This window comes from Actinacidiphila sp. bgisy144 (genome assembly GCF_057708105.1).
Genome location: NZ_JBYIRM010000039.1, coordinates 1 through 13,246 on the forward strand (window position 1 = coordinate 1; position 13,246 = coordinate 13,246).

The 13,246-nt window shown below is 73.6% G+C and carries 11 protein-coding genes; 5 read left to right on the forward strand and 6 right to left on the reverse strand.

Going from position 1 to position 13,246, the window contains the following annotated elements; all coding sequences use genetic code 11:
- Nucleotides 1-57 precede the first annotated feature (57 nt).
- Nucleotides 58-603 (forward strand): GNAT family N-acetyltransferase, encoded by a 546-nt coding sequence (locus AC3EVP_RS31835; protein ID WP_435135922.1) that lies wholly within the window; start codon nt 58-60, stop codon nt 601-603.
- A gap of 58 nt (nt 604-661) precedes the next feature.
- On the opposite strand, the gene AC3EVP_RS31840 is transcribed toward AC3EVP_RS31835, so the two are convergent.
- Nucleotides 662-1,684, reverse strand: a complete 1,023-nt coding sequence (locus AC3EVP_RS31840; RefSeq protein WP_335983044.1) for a LacI family DNA-binding transcriptional regulator — start codon at nt 1,682-1,684, stop codon at nt 662-664.
- A gap of 334 nt (nt 1,685-2,018) precedes the next feature.
- Nucleotides 2,019-2,960, reverse strand: a complete 942-nt coding sequence (locus AC3EVP_RS31845; RefSeq protein WP_435135924.1) for an SDR family oxidoreductase — start codon at nt 2,958-2,960, stop codon at nt 2,019-2,021.
- A gap of 216 nt (nt 2,961-3,176) precedes the next feature.
- Here AC3EVP_RS31845 and AC3EVP_RS31850 point away from each other — a divergent pair, with 216 nt between their 5' ends.
- Nucleotides 3,177-4,085: a helix-turn-helix transcriptional regulator gene (locus tag AC3EVP_RS31850; protein WP_435135926.1), complete on the forward strand. Its 909-nt coding sequence runs from the start codon at nt 3,177-3,179 to the stop codon at nt 4,083-4,085.
- Here AC3EVP_RS31850 and AC3EVP_RS31855 read toward each other — a convergent pair.
- Nucleotides 4,054-7,110 carry a glycosyl hydrolase gene (locus tag AC3EVP_RS31855; protein ID WP_435135928.1) on the reverse strand — a complete coding sequence of 1,019 codons (3,057 nt, stop codon included), beginning with the start codon at nt 7,108-7,110 and terminating at the stop codon, nt 4,054-4,056. The genes AC3EVP_RS31850 and AC3EVP_RS31855 overlap by 32 nt on opposite strands.
- 521 nt (nt 7,111-7,631) lie before the next feature.
- Here AC3EVP_RS31855 and AC3EVP_RS31860 point away from each other — a divergent pair.
- Together AC3EVP_RS31860 and add are read left to right on the forward strand one after the other, a co-directional pair.
- The gene (locus AC3EVP_RS31860; RefSeq protein ID WP_435136025.1) at nt 7,632-8,699 is read left to right on the forward strand and encodes a BUD32 family EKC/KEOPS complex subunit; all 1,068 of its coding nucleotides are present in this window, start codon (nt 7,632-7,634) and stop codon (nt 8,697-8,699) included.
- A 42-nt stretch (nt 8,700-8,741) separates the two neighbouring features.
- A complete protein-coding gene (add, locus tag AC3EVP_RS31865; RefSeq protein ID WP_435135930.1) occupies nt 8,742-9,710 on the forward strand; it encodes an adenosine deaminase in 969 nt (322 codons plus the stop codon).
- Between the two features lie 111 nt (nt 9,711-9,821).
- Here the strand turns inward: add and AC3EVP_RS31870 are convergent, their stop codons facing one another.
- Nucleotides 9,822-10,622, reverse strand: coding sequence for a maleylpyruvate isomerase family mycothiol-dependent enzyme (locus tag AC3EVP_RS31870; RefSeq protein WP_435135932.1), 801 nt, complete (start codon nt 10,620-10,622; stop codon nt 9,822-9,824).
- Between the two features lie 196 nt (nt 10,623-10,818).
- The gene (locus AC3EVP_RS31875) at nt 10,819-11,235 is read right to left on the reverse strand and encodes a winged helix-turn-helix transcriptional regulator (RefSeq protein WP_435135934.1); all 417 of its coding nucleotides are present in this window, start codon (nt 11,233-11,235) and stop codon (nt 10,819-10,821) included.
- Nucleotides 11,236-11,351: 116 nt separating this feature from the next.
- Between AC3EVP_RS31875 and AC3EVP_RS31880 the strand changes: the two genes are divergently transcribed.
- Nucleotides 11,352-12,281, forward strand: coding sequence for an NADP-dependent oxidoreductase (locus AC3EVP_RS31880; RefSeq protein WP_435135936.1), 930 nt, complete (start codon nt 11,352-11,354; stop codon nt 12,279-12,281).
- A gap of 34 nt (nt 12,282-12,315) precedes the next feature.
- Here AC3EVP_RS31880 and AC3EVP_RS31885 read toward each other — a convergent pair whose 3' ends face one another.
- On the reverse strand, nt 12,316-13,185 hold the full coding sequence (locus AC3EVP_RS31885; protein ID WP_435135938.1) for a helix-turn-helix domain-containing protein: 870 nt from the start codon (nt 13,183-13,185) through the stop codon (nt 12,316-12,318).
- Nucleotides 13,186-13,246 lie beyond the last annotated feature (61 nt).

The following is a 13,246-nucleotide window of genomic DNA, read 5'->3' on the forward strand; positions in this document are numbered from 1 at the left end:
CGAGCCGTAGGCCGTGTCCGACACGTCCCGCGCGGCCGCAGCGAGAGGACACCCACCGTGCCCCGTTCCGTGCCCATCGAGCCGCCCCGTAGGCCGTTGACCGACGGCATCGTGACCGTACGGCTGAGGCGTGAGTCCGACCTGGGAGCGGTCGAGGCCGCGAGCCACGACGTCGAGACGCGCCGCTGGCTGGCGGACGCCCCGATGGACGCCGAGGCACGGCGCACCGCGATGGCCCGGGTGGAGCAGGCGTGGCACAGCGGCAGCGCGGCCCCGTCGGTGATCGCGGACACGGTGACGGACGAGCCGGTCGGGCTGGTGAACCTCCAGTTCCGCACCGACGACGTCGCCTCGATCGCCTACACCGTCTTCCCGGCCCACCGCCGCCGCGGCATCGCCCCGCGCGCCGTCCGCCTCGTGACCGCCTGGGCCTTCCGCGACCTCGCCCTGACCCGGCTGCTGCTGGAGGCCGACGAGGCGAACACCGCATCGCTCCGGGTCGCCGAGAAGTGCGGCTTCCGCCGCCTCGGCACCCGCACCTCCCCCACGTCCGACGGCACCGTCCCGCGCGGCACCGCGCTCTTCGTCCGCACCGCCGCCTGACGGCCGTCGTGAGCGGCGCGCCGCGGCCGTCGGATCGCGCGGACGCCGGCGGCGGGGCTCACCGCACCGGGAGGCTGGAGCCGCGGACCACCAGTTCCGGGAGGAGCACCGCGCGTTGGTGCTGGTGCAGGGCGGCGCGGGGGCCGGTCTCCTCCAGGAGGAGTTCCGCGGCCATGCGGCCCATCTCGGCGGCCGGCTGCCGTACGGAGGTCAGGGGGACCACGGCGGCCGCCGCGAACTCGATGTCGTCGTAGCCGACGATCGCCAGGTCGCGCGGGACGGCGATCCCGGCGGCGTAGACGACCTGGAGGACGCCGAGGGCCAGCAGGTCGTTCGCGCAGAAGACCGCGGTGGGGCGCTGCGCGAGGCCCAGCAGGCGGGAGGCGGCGTCGCGGCCGGCGGCGACGTCCAGCCGCTGTGCAGGGATCTCCAGCAGCGCCTCGGGCCCGAGCCCGGCCTCTGCGAGGGCCTGGAGCATGCCGTCCCGGCGGTCCTTGACCTGCTGGAGGTGCGGCGGCCCGCTGATGTACGCGATGGTGCGGTGCCCGGCCGACACCAGGTGGCGGCCGGCGAGCGCGCCCCCGATCGTGTCGTCGACCGACACCGAGCAGCCGTCGTCGGCCTCCCCCGCGCCCCGGTCCACCAGGACGAACGGCACGTTCTGCTGCCGCAGCAGCTCCAGGCTGGCGCCGGTCGGGTCGGCCGGGGTGAGCAGTACCCCGCGCACCCGCTGCTCGGCGAAGAGCGAGATGTACGTCGCCTCCTCGCTGGCGCTCTGCCCGCTGTTGCAGAGCATCACGCCGAGCTCCGCCTCGCGCGCCGCGGACTCCGCGCCGCGCGCGACGTCCACGAAGAACGGGTTGCCCATGTCGAGGACGAGCAGCGCCATGATCCGGCTCTGGCCGGCCCGCAGCTGGCGGGCGGACTCGCTGCGGACGTAGCCGAGTTGCTTGATGACGCTCTGCACGCGGTCCCTGGTCTCCTCCGAGACCAGGTCGGGGCGGTTGATCACATTGGACACCGTGCCCACCGACACGCCGGCCTGCCGCGCCACGTCCTTGATCCCGACCATTCGCACCATGTTCTCCTCAGAGGGGGCTCCGCGCACCGCCGGACCGCAATGTACTGAACGGGTCGGCGATCTCCCCATTGAAACAGTTCACTCGACCTGCCGCTGCGGCGGCCCACTCCACCCACGGGCGCCGTCGCCAACCGGCCCACCGCGCCCTTCCCGTACGGCCCGCGACCGATTGAAACTATTCAACCCGGTCCCCCGACCCTAGGACCGACCTCGGCAGACGTCAACCCTCACCCCCTGACATACACCCCCACACCCGCCCGATCCCCCGATTTGATGCTTTCAATACAACCCCGCACCTGCGCGGCACGGGCGGGCAGGGGGCGCGGGGCCGCCGTCACCGCGCGGGGAAGTCCGTCTCCGGGGCGGTGGCGGCGTTGGCGGCGAGGTCGGCGCGCAGCGCCTCGACCTTCGCGGTGGCGTAGGCGTGCGCGTCGGAGCCCAACAACTGGCGCAGCGGTCCGCCGGCGGCGGCCCGGCGGACGATGGCGGCGGCGCCCTCGACCGGGTCGCCGAGCTGGTGGCCCTGGAGTGCGAGGTGCTCCGCGACCATGGTGCGCACCGCCGGGTAGTGCGCGGACACCTCCGCGGGCAGGGCGAGCGAGTCGGTCGTCAGGAAGGACGTGCGGAAGTACCCGGGTTCCACGAGGGCGACCTCGATGCCGAACTCCGCGACCTCGGCGGCCAGCGCCTCGGTCAGGCCCTCCAGCGCGAACTTGCCCGCGCAGTACAGCGCCCAGCCGGGGACCGCGGTGAGGCCGAGCACCGACGAGACGTTGATGACGCGGCCCGCGCGCTGCCCGCGCAGGACCGGCAGCGCCGCCCGCAGGACGTTCCACACTCCGACGATCTGCACGTCGAGCATGGCGCGCACTTCCTTGTCGCCGGTCTCCTCGACCGCGCCCAGGAAGCCGTAGCCGGCGTTGTTGACCACCGTGTCCAGGCGGCCGAAGCGCTCGACGGTCCGGTCGACGGCGTTCTTGACCTGCGCCTCGTCGGTCAGGTCGACCGTCAGCGGCAGCAGCCGGGAGGTGTCGGTGTCCGGGCCCAGGGCGGCGGTGAGCCGGTCGGCGGAGCGGGTGGTGGCCGCCACGCTGCCGCCCAGGGCAAGCAGGTGCCGGACGAGTTCCAGGCCCAGGCCGCGGGAGGCGCCGGTGACGAACCAGGTGCCGGGGAAGCCGCCGGGAGCCGTGCCGTCGGAGGAGGCGGGAGCAGTGGCGGAAGCAGTGGCGGAAGCAGTGGCGGGAGAGCTGCTGGAAGAAGAGGTGGAAGTGGTCATGGCGATCCTTCGCGAGGCCGGAGCTGAGGCCGGAGCTGACGGGGGGGTGCGGCCGGGGCGGTGGTCCGCGGTCCGGCGCTGCCCTCCACTCTGGTCGCGTGCCACGCCCCTCGCGGCGCCATGATCGGCCCTCTCGCGCCCCGGTCCCGGCTGACTAGGACGCACCGACCCAGGTAAGGCGCCCGGCGCCCGCGGGGGGTCGTCCACACTGGAGGCATGGCCGCCACCACCAACCGCGAACTCGCCGACTTCCTCCGGCGCGCCCGCGCCCAGTGCGACCCGGCGCGGGCCGGGCTGCCGCCGGACGGCCGGGTCCGGCGCGTCCCGGGCCTGCGGCGCGAGGAGGTCGCCCGGCTGGCCGGGGTCTCCGCGGACTACTACGCCCGGCTCGAACAGGGCCGCCGGATCACCCCCTCCCCCGCCGTCGTGGAGGCGGTCGGCCAGGCGCTCGGGCTCGACGCCGCCGGGCGGGCGCACCTGGCCGACCTGATCGGCACCACCGCCGGCCCCGTACGCACCCGCCCGCCCGGCGTGCAGCGCCTGCGGCCGGGCGTCCACCAGCTGCTGGACTCGCTGGACGGCGGCACCCCGGCCCTCGCGCTGGGCCGCCGCGCCGACGTCCTCGGGGCGAACCGGCTGGCCCGGGCGCTGTTCGCGGACTTCGACGCCTTTCCGGCCGCGGAGCGCAACTACACCCGCTGGCTGTTCCTCGACCCGGGCGCCCGGGCCCTCTTCGTGGACTGGGAGGTGCAGGCCCGGGCGGCCGTGGAGAGCCTGCGGCTGGACGCCGGCCGCGACCAGGGCGACCCGGCCGCGCAGCGGCTCGTCGCGGAACTGCGGGAGCGCAGCGGCGACTTCGACCGGTGGTGGCGCAGCCACCGCGTGCACCAGCGCACCCACGGGTCGAAGCGCCTGCGCCACCGGCTCGTCGGCGACCTCACCGTCGAGTACGAGACGCTCACCCTGCCCGGCGACAGCGAGACAGTGCTGTACCTCTACACCGCCGCCGCCGGATCGTCCTCCCGCCGGGCGCTGGACCTGCTCGCCTCCTGGGCTCCCGAAGCCGGCGCCGGGCGGAAGAACGTCCGCGTCCTCAGGCCAGGGGCGCCTGACCGTACGGCGTGAGGCGGACCGGGCCGATCAGGCCGTAGGGCTGCGCGGCCATCGTGCCGTAGACCGAGGGGTCGCAGACCCGCAGGCGGTTGCCGAGAGTGGTGGCGACCTCCACCTCGATGGTGTTGTCGCCGCGCCGCAGGCAGCCGCCGAGGTCGACGACGGGGTGGAGGTGGTCGACGGGCGGGAGGGCGCGGCCGTTGACGGTCACCCGGCAGGTGTCGTAGACGGTGCCGAGGTCGAGGTAGGCGCCGTAGCCGCCGGTCCAGGGGCCGTCGAGGTGCACGGTCGTGCGGTAGGTGCCGATCCCGGAGGCGTCGGCGATGTCCGGCAGGGTGGGCCAGGCGGCGAGGGCGTCCAGGGACAGGTGGTGGCGGACGACCGAGGTGGTGGTGGCGGTGGCGCCGGGCTGCCAGTCCTCGACGTCGAGGTCCCACTGCGTCAGCGTCGTCGACTGCGGTATCCCGCTCAGGGTGGTGTGCACCGTACCGCCCTTGGACAGCGCGGTGGTGTAGCGGCCGTCGGCGGTCGCGCGCACCACGAGCTGCCCGTCCGCGAAGAGCGCTTCCTGCGCGTCGGTGGTGACCGCGTGCGGGTCCTTGGCGTTGCGGTCGCCGAACAGCCCGGGCGCCCCGACCGCCACCACCATCGTCTCGCCGGGCTGGAGGGCCACGCGGAAGGTCACCGCGCCGTCCTTCCCCTCGGTGTACTGCCCGATGCGGGTGATCTCGCCGGTCCACAGGTCCAGCAGGTAGGGCACGTCGCCGGTGCGCTGCCGCGGCAGGGTCACGTCGTGGTCGATCGCGGCGACCGGCGGCTTGACGGTCTCGGCGTGCTTGCCGTTGCAGAAGTAGTAGTAGTCCACGCCGCCTGCGTACCGGTGGGCGTTGAGCAGCGTGGAGCTCGCGCCGTAGGAGACGTACGGGGTGATGCCGAGGTCGGCGAGCGCGGTCGGGATCTGGGTGAGGTCGCTGAGCACGCGCACCCGCGGCTGGGCGAGCAGTTGCGCCATGACCGCGGCCAGGCGGGCGTTCTGGCCGCCGGGGTCGACGCCGGGGATGCTCGGGGCGGACCAGTCGCCGAGCAGGATGATCGGCAGTCCGGCCTTGGTGAAGGCGAGGAACTTCTCGGCGGTGGCGACGGACAGGGTGATGTCCATGCTGGAGAAGCGGTCGCCCTCGACGAAGACCGCCTGGTAGGCGGCGCCGTTCGCGGCGAGCTTGCCGCCGGTGACCTTGGCCGCGGGCAGGCTGAGCAGCGGTTCGCTGATGAAGGAGTGGTTCCAGCCGAGGGTGATGCCGGTCGCGGTGAACCAGGAGGTGCCGATGCCGGTGTCGGCGTAGCCGGTCTGCCGGAAGACGGCGACGTCGATGCGCGGCTTCCCGCTCTGGAGCACCTGGTGGATGCGCGAGAGGTAGCCGGACATGTCGGCGATGTGGCGCCAGGTCGGGTGCCGCGGCCCCCAGGACTCGGCGTAGCCGACGGCGCCCTTGTACGGGGTGAAGGCCGCGTAGCCGGGCCACTGCACGCCGGGCAGTTCCGCGTAGGAGAAGCCGTGGATGACCGTCTGGTTGACGCCCGCGGCGTACGCGCCGCCCATGGTGAGCAGGAACTTCTGCCAGGTGGTGCTGTAGGCGCCGCCGGTGTAGGCGCCCGACTCGCAGGACAGGATGGTGGTGCCGGCCATGTCCCGGCCGCCGGTGAGGCTGCGGTAGTCGTCCAGGTTGTGGAAGCCCAGCGACTCGCCCTCAGGGATGTCGAGGATCGCGGCGGTGTACGTCGCGTCGGTCTGGAGGCCGTACGGCTGGGCGCGCAGCTTCAGGCCGAGGGCGTTGGCCCACTTCTTCACGGCCGTGGCGTGGTGCTCGTTGTACAGCTCGGACAGCGTCTGCCAGTAGTCGTGGCTGACCTCGCGGGTCAGCCGGGCGACGAACGTGTACGCCTGGTTGCCGCCGCTGACGAGCAGGGTCGGCAGGTAGGGCAGCAGGTCGTAGCCGCGGCGGCGGGCGAACTCCGCCAGCACGTCGGGCGTCCACAGCAGGGACTTGCTCTCCAGCTCGATGGAGTCCTCGAACAGGGCGCCGCCGGCCTTGGCGATGAGCCGCCGCACCGGCTTCGTGAGCAGGTCCGACTCCCAGAAGTCGGTGATCGCGTGGGTGCCGGCGGGGCTGAAGTGGTCCACGACGTAGGCGGCGGGCACGGTGTGCGGGCCGGCTTCCGGGGTCTGGCCGACGCCGCGCTGCCAGTACGCGAACAGCAGGTAGGTGCCGTCGGCGGGCGCGGTCCAGGAGATCCGCGCGCCGACGGCCGCGTCGCTGGACGTCCAGGTCCTGGGCCCGGTGACGCCGGCGGTCAGGTCGGTCACCGAGTCCGCGTCCAGACCGGTGAGCTTGGTGGTGCTGTAGGCGGTGTCCACGCGTACGGCCTGGACGGCGACGAGCGTCTGCCGCGTCACCGTGCTCGCGGCGGCGGCCGCCGGGGCCGGTACGGTCCCGGCGTAAGTGGCGCCCGCGGCCACGGACACCACGCCGTGGGCGAGTTCCTTGAGCGCGCCGTCGCTGTCCGGGGTGATGGTGGGGACGGCTGCCGGCCAGGCGGGGCCGATGGTGATGTCGACGGTCATGCCGCGCTTGTCGGCCTGCTCCAGGGCCGCTTCGACGCCCGCGATCCAGGAGGGGCTGCCCCAGCCGTGGTGCGCGGTGTCGAGTACGGACGTGTCGTCGACGCTGTGGTGCACCGCGGAGATCTCGACGCCGCCGAAGCCCGCGTCCGCGATCTGGTCGATCTCCCGGCGCAGTTCGGCCGGGTCGACCAGGCCGTCCGGCCACCACCAGCGGAACTTCGGCTGGAGCGGGCGGGCGGGGGCGGCCAGCCAGTCCGCCTTGCCGGTGCCCTTCGCGGCGGCGGACGCGGCGGCGTTCGCGTCGGCGTGGGGGTTGGCGCCGGTGCTCGCCCCTGAACTCGCCTGCGCGGCGCCCGCCGCCGCGCCCCACGCCAGCGCGGTCATCGCGCCCGTCGCCGCGCCGGCCTGCAACACGCGTCGCCGGGTGAGCCGATCCGTACCCGCTTGTCCCGCGTGCCCCGCCTGCGCTGCCTGCGCTGCCTGTTCCGGCTGACCTGCCTGCCCCGGCTGCTCCTGAACGCCCACGGCTACCCCTCTTCCTCGCGCCCCGCCAACGATGAATCGATTTAATTCCGACCGGACCGTATGGCCGCACTCCGCCCACGTCAATGCAATGAACAGCCTGAATGCGCGTCAGGACGATCTTTTTGCGCACCGATGGGCATTGAAACCCTTCAATCCGCGACTCCTGAGACGCATGTGACCCCCGCGCGCCGGGGCGGCCCGCCGGCGTGGACCGACCCTCGGCCGGGTCCGCTGCGCCGCGGAGGCGCCCGCCGGGAACGCGGGGCCGACCGCTCACGGCTCCCGACGTGAGAGGGGCGCCCGACGTGAGAGGGTGGCGAGGGCACCTGCCCGGGTGTGCGCCGAACGTCCGCTGCCGTGGACGCGCGCGGGGCGGGCGCCGGACGGGAGGCACCGTGCACCGCCCCGACATGTCCCGCGCCGCGCGCCTGGCCGCCCATAGCGCCGTCGCCACCTCGCTCGCGCTGTGCGGCGAGGCCGGGCTGCGTGAACTGCTGGCCGCCGCCACCCCGCTGGGCTCGGGCATCGGCGGGAAGACCCTGCTGCTGGAGGTCGAGGGAACCCCCGTCTTCGTCAAGCAGGTCCGCCTGACCGACCTGGAGCGCCGCCCGGAGCACGTCCACTCCACGGCCAACCTGTTCGGCGTCCCTTCCTGCTGCCAGTACGGCATCGGATGCGGCCCGGGCGTCAGCGCCTGGCGGGAGTCGGCCGTCCACACGATGACCACGAACTGGGTGATCGCCGGGGCGCACGAGGGCTTCCCCCTCACGTACCACTGGCGGGTGCTGACGGACTCCGGCCGGCCGCTACCCGACGAACTGGCCGACGTCGAAGGCACCGTCGGCTACTGGGGCGGCGATGCCGGAGTACGCCGCCGGATCGAGGCGCTCCAGCAGTCGACGGCGAGCCTCACGCTCTTCCTGGAGTACATCCCGCACACCCTCCACGACTGGCTCGGCGCCCAGTTCGCGGCCGGCGACGAAGCGGCCGGGCGCGCCTGCGCCATGGTGGACCGCGAACTGGAGGCCGCCACCTCCTTCATGACCACCCGCGGGCTGCTCCACTTCGACGCCCACTTCCACAACGTCCTCACCGACGGCCGCCGCCTGTACTTCGCCGACTACGGCCTCGCGCTCTCCACCCGCTTCGACCTCACGCCGGGCGAGCGCGGCTTCCACGAGCGCCACCGCGGCTACGACCGTTCCTACACCGCCTCCTACTTCGTCCACTGGCTGGTCAACGCGCTCTACGGCCACCCCCACGGAAGCCCCGAGCGCCACGCCCTGGTCCGCGCCTACGCGGAGGGGCGCCACCACCCCACCGGCATCCCGGCACCCGCAGCGGCCCTCCTCACCCGCGACGCCTCCCTCTCCCTGACGATGTGGCAGTTCCTCCACCAACTGCAACACGAAGACCCCCGAACCCCGTACCCTTTGGACGCGCTTCGCCACACCGCACCATCAGCCAACCCCCTGTGACACGGCGCCCCGGCCCCCCGCTGCTCCCGTTAGGCTGCTGCGATGAGCACTGCCGACGTCGACTCGGCCTTCGTCCGTTCGCTGCCGAAGGCCGAACTCCACGTACACCTCGAGGGCACTCTTGAGCCCGCCACCGCGTTGGCGTGTGCTCGTCGCAACGGGGTGAGTCTGCCGTGGGGCAGCGAGGAGGAGCTGCGGGCGGCCTACGACTTCGCGGACCTGCCGGCCTTCCTCGAGGTGCTCTTCCGGGTGGCCGGCACCCTGCGGCAGCGGCAGGACTTCTACGACCTAGCGATGGACTACCTGCGCCACGCGCACGCCGACGGCGTCACCCGGGCGGAGGTCTTCGTGGGGTCCCAGACCTTCCTCGACGCCGGCGTGCCGATCGAGGTCGTCCTCGACGGCGTGCTCTCCGCTTTCCGCGAAGCCGGCGAGGAATGGGGCATCGACGCCCGGCTGATCTGCACCGCGCAGCGCCACCGGGAGGAGTCCACCGCCCTGGAGCTGCTCGACCTGATCGAGCCGTGGCGCGAGCAGGTCATCGGCATCGGGATGGGCTCCGCAGAGCGGGGCAACCCGCCCTCGAAGTTCGCGCGCTTCTTCGCCGAGGCCCAGCGCCGCGGCTACCGGACCACGATCCACGCCGGCGAGGACGCGCCCGCTTCGTACGTCGTCGAAGCGTTGGAACTCGGGGTGGACCGGATCGATCACGGTGTGGCCGTGGCCGATGACCCGGTGCTCGTCCGCCGGGTGGCCGACCTCGGCATACCGCTGACCATGTGCCCGCTGTCCAACGTCGCGCTCAAGGTGGTGCCGACCCTTGCCGCCCACCCGCTCAAGCGCCTGCTCGACGCCGGTGCGGCAGTCACCCTCAACTCCGACGACCCGCCGTTCTTCGGTGGCTACGTCGCCGACAACTACGTGGCGAGCGCCGCCGGCCTGGGCCTGACCCGGGCGGAACTCGCCCGGCTGGCCGAGAACTCACTGGCCGCCTGCTGGTCGCCGCGCTGACCGGATGACTCCTCGGGCCGCCGAAGCGTAACGGGGGCGGCAGCGCACCTCGCCCGGGTGGCCGGAGGCGGGCTACTCGGCGGGGAAGAGACGGCGCGCCGTCATGGGCCGCTACTCCGGTTCCCAGGACACCAACTGGTCGAAGACGCCCCGGTCGCCGTCGAGTTCCAGGGAGTCCAGCGGAACACGGCCGTAGAAGGCGAGGACCAGCTCGCCGGCCGCACCTTCGGCGGAGGCGTCAGCCGTCTCCGGTGCCTCGTGGGTGGCGGCAGCCGCAGGTGCGCCGGGGGCGGGCAGGCGGGCGGCCCGTGCGCCGTCTCCGGAGAGCCAGTTGCGCCAGGAGCGGCCCTCGGTGGCGTGGTAGTCGACGACGGCGGGCTCATGCGGCCATGCCACCGTCGTGGTGCAGAGGGTGAAGAGGAACTCCTCGACGCCGTCGAGGGCCACGTCCTCCGGCAGCGGCTCGGGGGCGCCCACCGTCAGCTGGGCGTCGTAGGCGTGCACCGCGATCTCGTGGAGCTGGTGCCGGGCGACGGCACCGCATGTCCGCGGCGACTGGGACGTGCCCCACCACACCCAGCAACCGCGGTCCGGACCGGCCGCCCGCAGCGCGTCCAGCAGCAGTTGCGTCGACTCCGCCAGCCAGCGCAGCAGGGCCTCGCGCTCCCGTGGTGCGGTCGCGTCGCCCTGGGGCGCTGCGACCTTGGCAGTGGCGTCGGGCCCCGCGGCGACGGTGGCGGCCCAGGCGCGGCGCCCCTCGCCCAGGTGCTGCACCAAGTCGGAGAGCGTCCAGTCGGGGCAGGTCGGCACCCGCACGTCGAGGTCGGGCGCGGAAGCGATCGCGGCACGGAAGGCGGCCGACCGCTCGTCGATCAGCCGCAGCAGATCGGGGAAGTCCAGGGTCTCTTGCACGCGGGATGTCTATCACCCTGCCCCGGAGGACGGACACCGGTTTCTCCGCCTCCGCAGCGTCCCCTGCCAGGCCCACGCGCACCGCTGACCGGGTCCGCACGGCTGCCTCCGTCGTCGACGACCGGCTCGCCCTGGACCCTTTGCCGGATACGGCAACGCCGCCCGGTCCGATGCGCGCGGGCGGGCGGCGCGGGATTCAGGCGGTGCGGGCTTGCGGTCCGGGCTCGGCGTCGGGGGCGTCCGGGCCATCGGGGACATCGGGCCCGTCGAGCGCGTCGAGGACCGCCTCGCCGTTGTCCCTCGCCCACTCCGTCAGCGCGTGGATCGGTCCGATGAGTGTCGCCCCGAGCGGCGTCAGCTCGTACTCCACGCGCGGCGGCACCTCGGCGTAGGCGTGGCGGCGGACGAGGCCGTGCGCGGCGAGCCGTCGGAGCGTCTGGGTGAGCATCTTGCGGGAGATCCCGCCGATCAGGTCGACCAGCTCGCCGTGCCGCACCGGGCCCTTGCTGAGGCCCGCGAGCACCACGACCGTCCACTTGTCGGCGATCAACTCGACCGCCATGCGCGCAGGGCAGTCGGCGAGGAAGGGGTCGCCGGAACCGAAACCGCTCATGGGGCCAAAGGTACCCGCGGGTTCCTGTCAGCCGCTTAGCGTGGGTGTCCTTCCCCCGCACGTCCCCTCCCCTCCCCCTCTTTGGTTCCCCCTTCCCTCCGCACACCAGGAGCGTCATGCGCGTCATCACCCAGCACGAACTCGGCGGCCCCGAGGTCCTCACGATCGTGGACGCACCCGAGCCGCGGCCGCTGCCGACCGAAGTCCTCGTCCGCGTCCGGGCGATCGGCCTCAACCCGCTGGAGGCGCGCCTGCGGGCCGGCGAGTTCCCGTTGATGGGCCCGCCCCCGTTCGTCCTCGGCTGGGACATCAGCGGCGTGGTCGAGGACGCGCCGCAGACGTGGCGGTTCCGGCCGGGCGACGAGGTGTTCGGGATGCCGCTGTTCCCGCGCGCGGCGAACGCGTACGCCGAGGTGGTGACGGCGCCCGCGCTGCACCTGGCCCGCAAGCCCGCCTCGCTGTCGTACGTGGAGGCGGCGGCGCTGCCGATCGTCGGGCTGACGGCGTGGCAGGCCCTGGTCGACCTCGCCGGTGTGGCCGAGGGCGACCGCGTCCTGGTGCACGGCGGCGGTGGCGGGGTCGGCCACGTCGCGATCCAGCTCGCGAAGGCGCTCGGCGCTCACGTGATCACGACCGCAGGTGCCGGCAAGCGCGCGTTCGTCGAGGGGTTCGGGGCCGACGAGGTGATCGACTACACCGCGGTCGACTTCACCCGCGCGGTCCGCGACGTCGACGTCGTCCTCGACACGATCGGCGGTGACACGGCCGAACGGTCGCTCGCCGTCCTGCGCCCGGGCGGCCACCTGGTGACGGCGGTCGCCGAGGACGACCCGGGGCTCGCCGCACGCTACGAGGATGCCGGCATGCGCTTCAGCGGCGTCGCGGTCGACCCCGACCCGGTCGGGCTGCGCGGGCTCGTCGCGCTCGTCGAGCAGGGCCGGCTCCGGGTCCACGTGCAGGAGACGTTCCCCTTCGCCCGCGTCGCCGACGCGCACCGGCTGCTCGACGGCGGCCACCTGCGGGGCAAGCTCGTCCTGACATTGTGAGCCCTCCGCCGTGCGGCCGCCGTGCCCGCGCCGCTCATGACGCCTCGGAGCCGGTCAGCGGCACGTCCTCGGTGCACGCGCCGAGCAGGGCACGCAGGAACGCCAGCGACTCCGCGGGGGTGAGGGCGGTGTCGCGCAGTACGTCGTAGGCCAGGCGCAAGGGCTCGACGTCGTCCGGGTCCTCGGTCAGGTGGCCGTTCCAACTCCCCTGCACGAACGCCACGGTGGGCGCGTCGCGGAAGTAGACCAGTTCCAGCGGGCCGCGGATGCGGTGCGGCCCGGTCCCGAACGGCACCACCTGCACGCAGACGCCCGGGCGTTGGGCCGCGTCAACGAGGTGCGCCAACTGCCCGGTCCACGTCTTCGGGTCGCGCGCCCCACGCCGCAGCGCACCCTCGTCGATCAACGCCCGGTAGTGCAGCGGGTTTCGGCCGGCCAGCCGCTCCTGCCGGCCGATCCGGGCCGCGACCTCCGCCTCCACCTGCTCCTCGCCCACGTGCGCCGCGTGCACTTGCTCCCGCGCGTAGGCGGGGGTCTGGAGCAGGTCGGGGACGGCGCCGACCGCGTACTCCTGGATGCTCACCGCGTCCCGCTCCAACGGCTCGATCCCCGGCAGCAGCCGGTCCTTCGTCTCCCGCCGCGCCAGATGCCACAGCCGCACCAGCAGGTCCCCGGTCCCGTAGACCTTGTCCAGCGCGGCGGCCGCCTCCACCGTCCCGAGCCGCTGCCCCCGCTCCAGCCTGTGCAGATACGACTGCTCGTAGAGGCAGAGCGCCGCGAGCTCCACCAACGTCATCCCCGACTCCCGCCGCCGGTACGCCAGTTCCCCGGCGTACCACTCCCGCGCCGAAAAACCCGTCCCCCCGCCGATGCCCCGGCCGCCCGTGCTGCCCCCGTCGCCCATACGGATTCCCCTTCCACCATGTCGTTCGCTTTGCTCTAGGCAACCGGGCCGTCACGCAGAG

Bases quoted from the DNA above. Each gene is read 5' to 3' on its own strand.
- AC3EVP_RS31845 (WP_435135924.1), bottom strand. From the start codon at position 2,960: ATGACCACTTCCACCTCTTCTTCCAGCAGCTCTCCCGCCACTGCTTCC.
- AC3EVP_RS31860 (WP_435136025.1), top strand. From the start codon at position 7,632: ATGTCCCGCGCCGCGCGCCTGGCCGCCCATAGCGCCGTCGCCACCTCG.
- AC3EVP_RS31885 (WP_435135938.1), bottom strand. From the start codon at position 13,185: ATGGGCGACGGGGGCAGCACGGGCGGCCGGGGCATCGGCGGGGGGACG.
- add (WP_435135930.1), top strand. From the start codon at position 8,742: ATGAGCACTGCCGACGTCGACTCGGCCTTCGTCCGTTCGCTGCCGAAG.
- AC3EVP_RS31880 (WP_435135936.1), top strand. From the start codon at position 11,352: ATGCGCGTCATCACCCAGCACGAACTCGGCGGCCCCGAGGTCCTCACG.
- AC3EVP_RS31850 (WP_435135926.1), top strand. From the start codon at position 3,177: ATGGCCGCCACCACCAACCGCGAACTCGCCGACTTCCTCCGGCGCGCC.
- AC3EVP_RS31840 (WP_335983044.1), bottom strand. From the start codon at position 1,684: ATGGTGCGAATGGTCGGGATCAAGGACGTGGCGCGGCAGGCCGGCGTG.
- AC3EVP_RS31875 (WP_435135934.1), bottom strand. From the start codon at position 11,235: ATGAGCGGTTTCGGTTCCGGCGACCCCTTCCTCGCCGACTGCCCTGCG.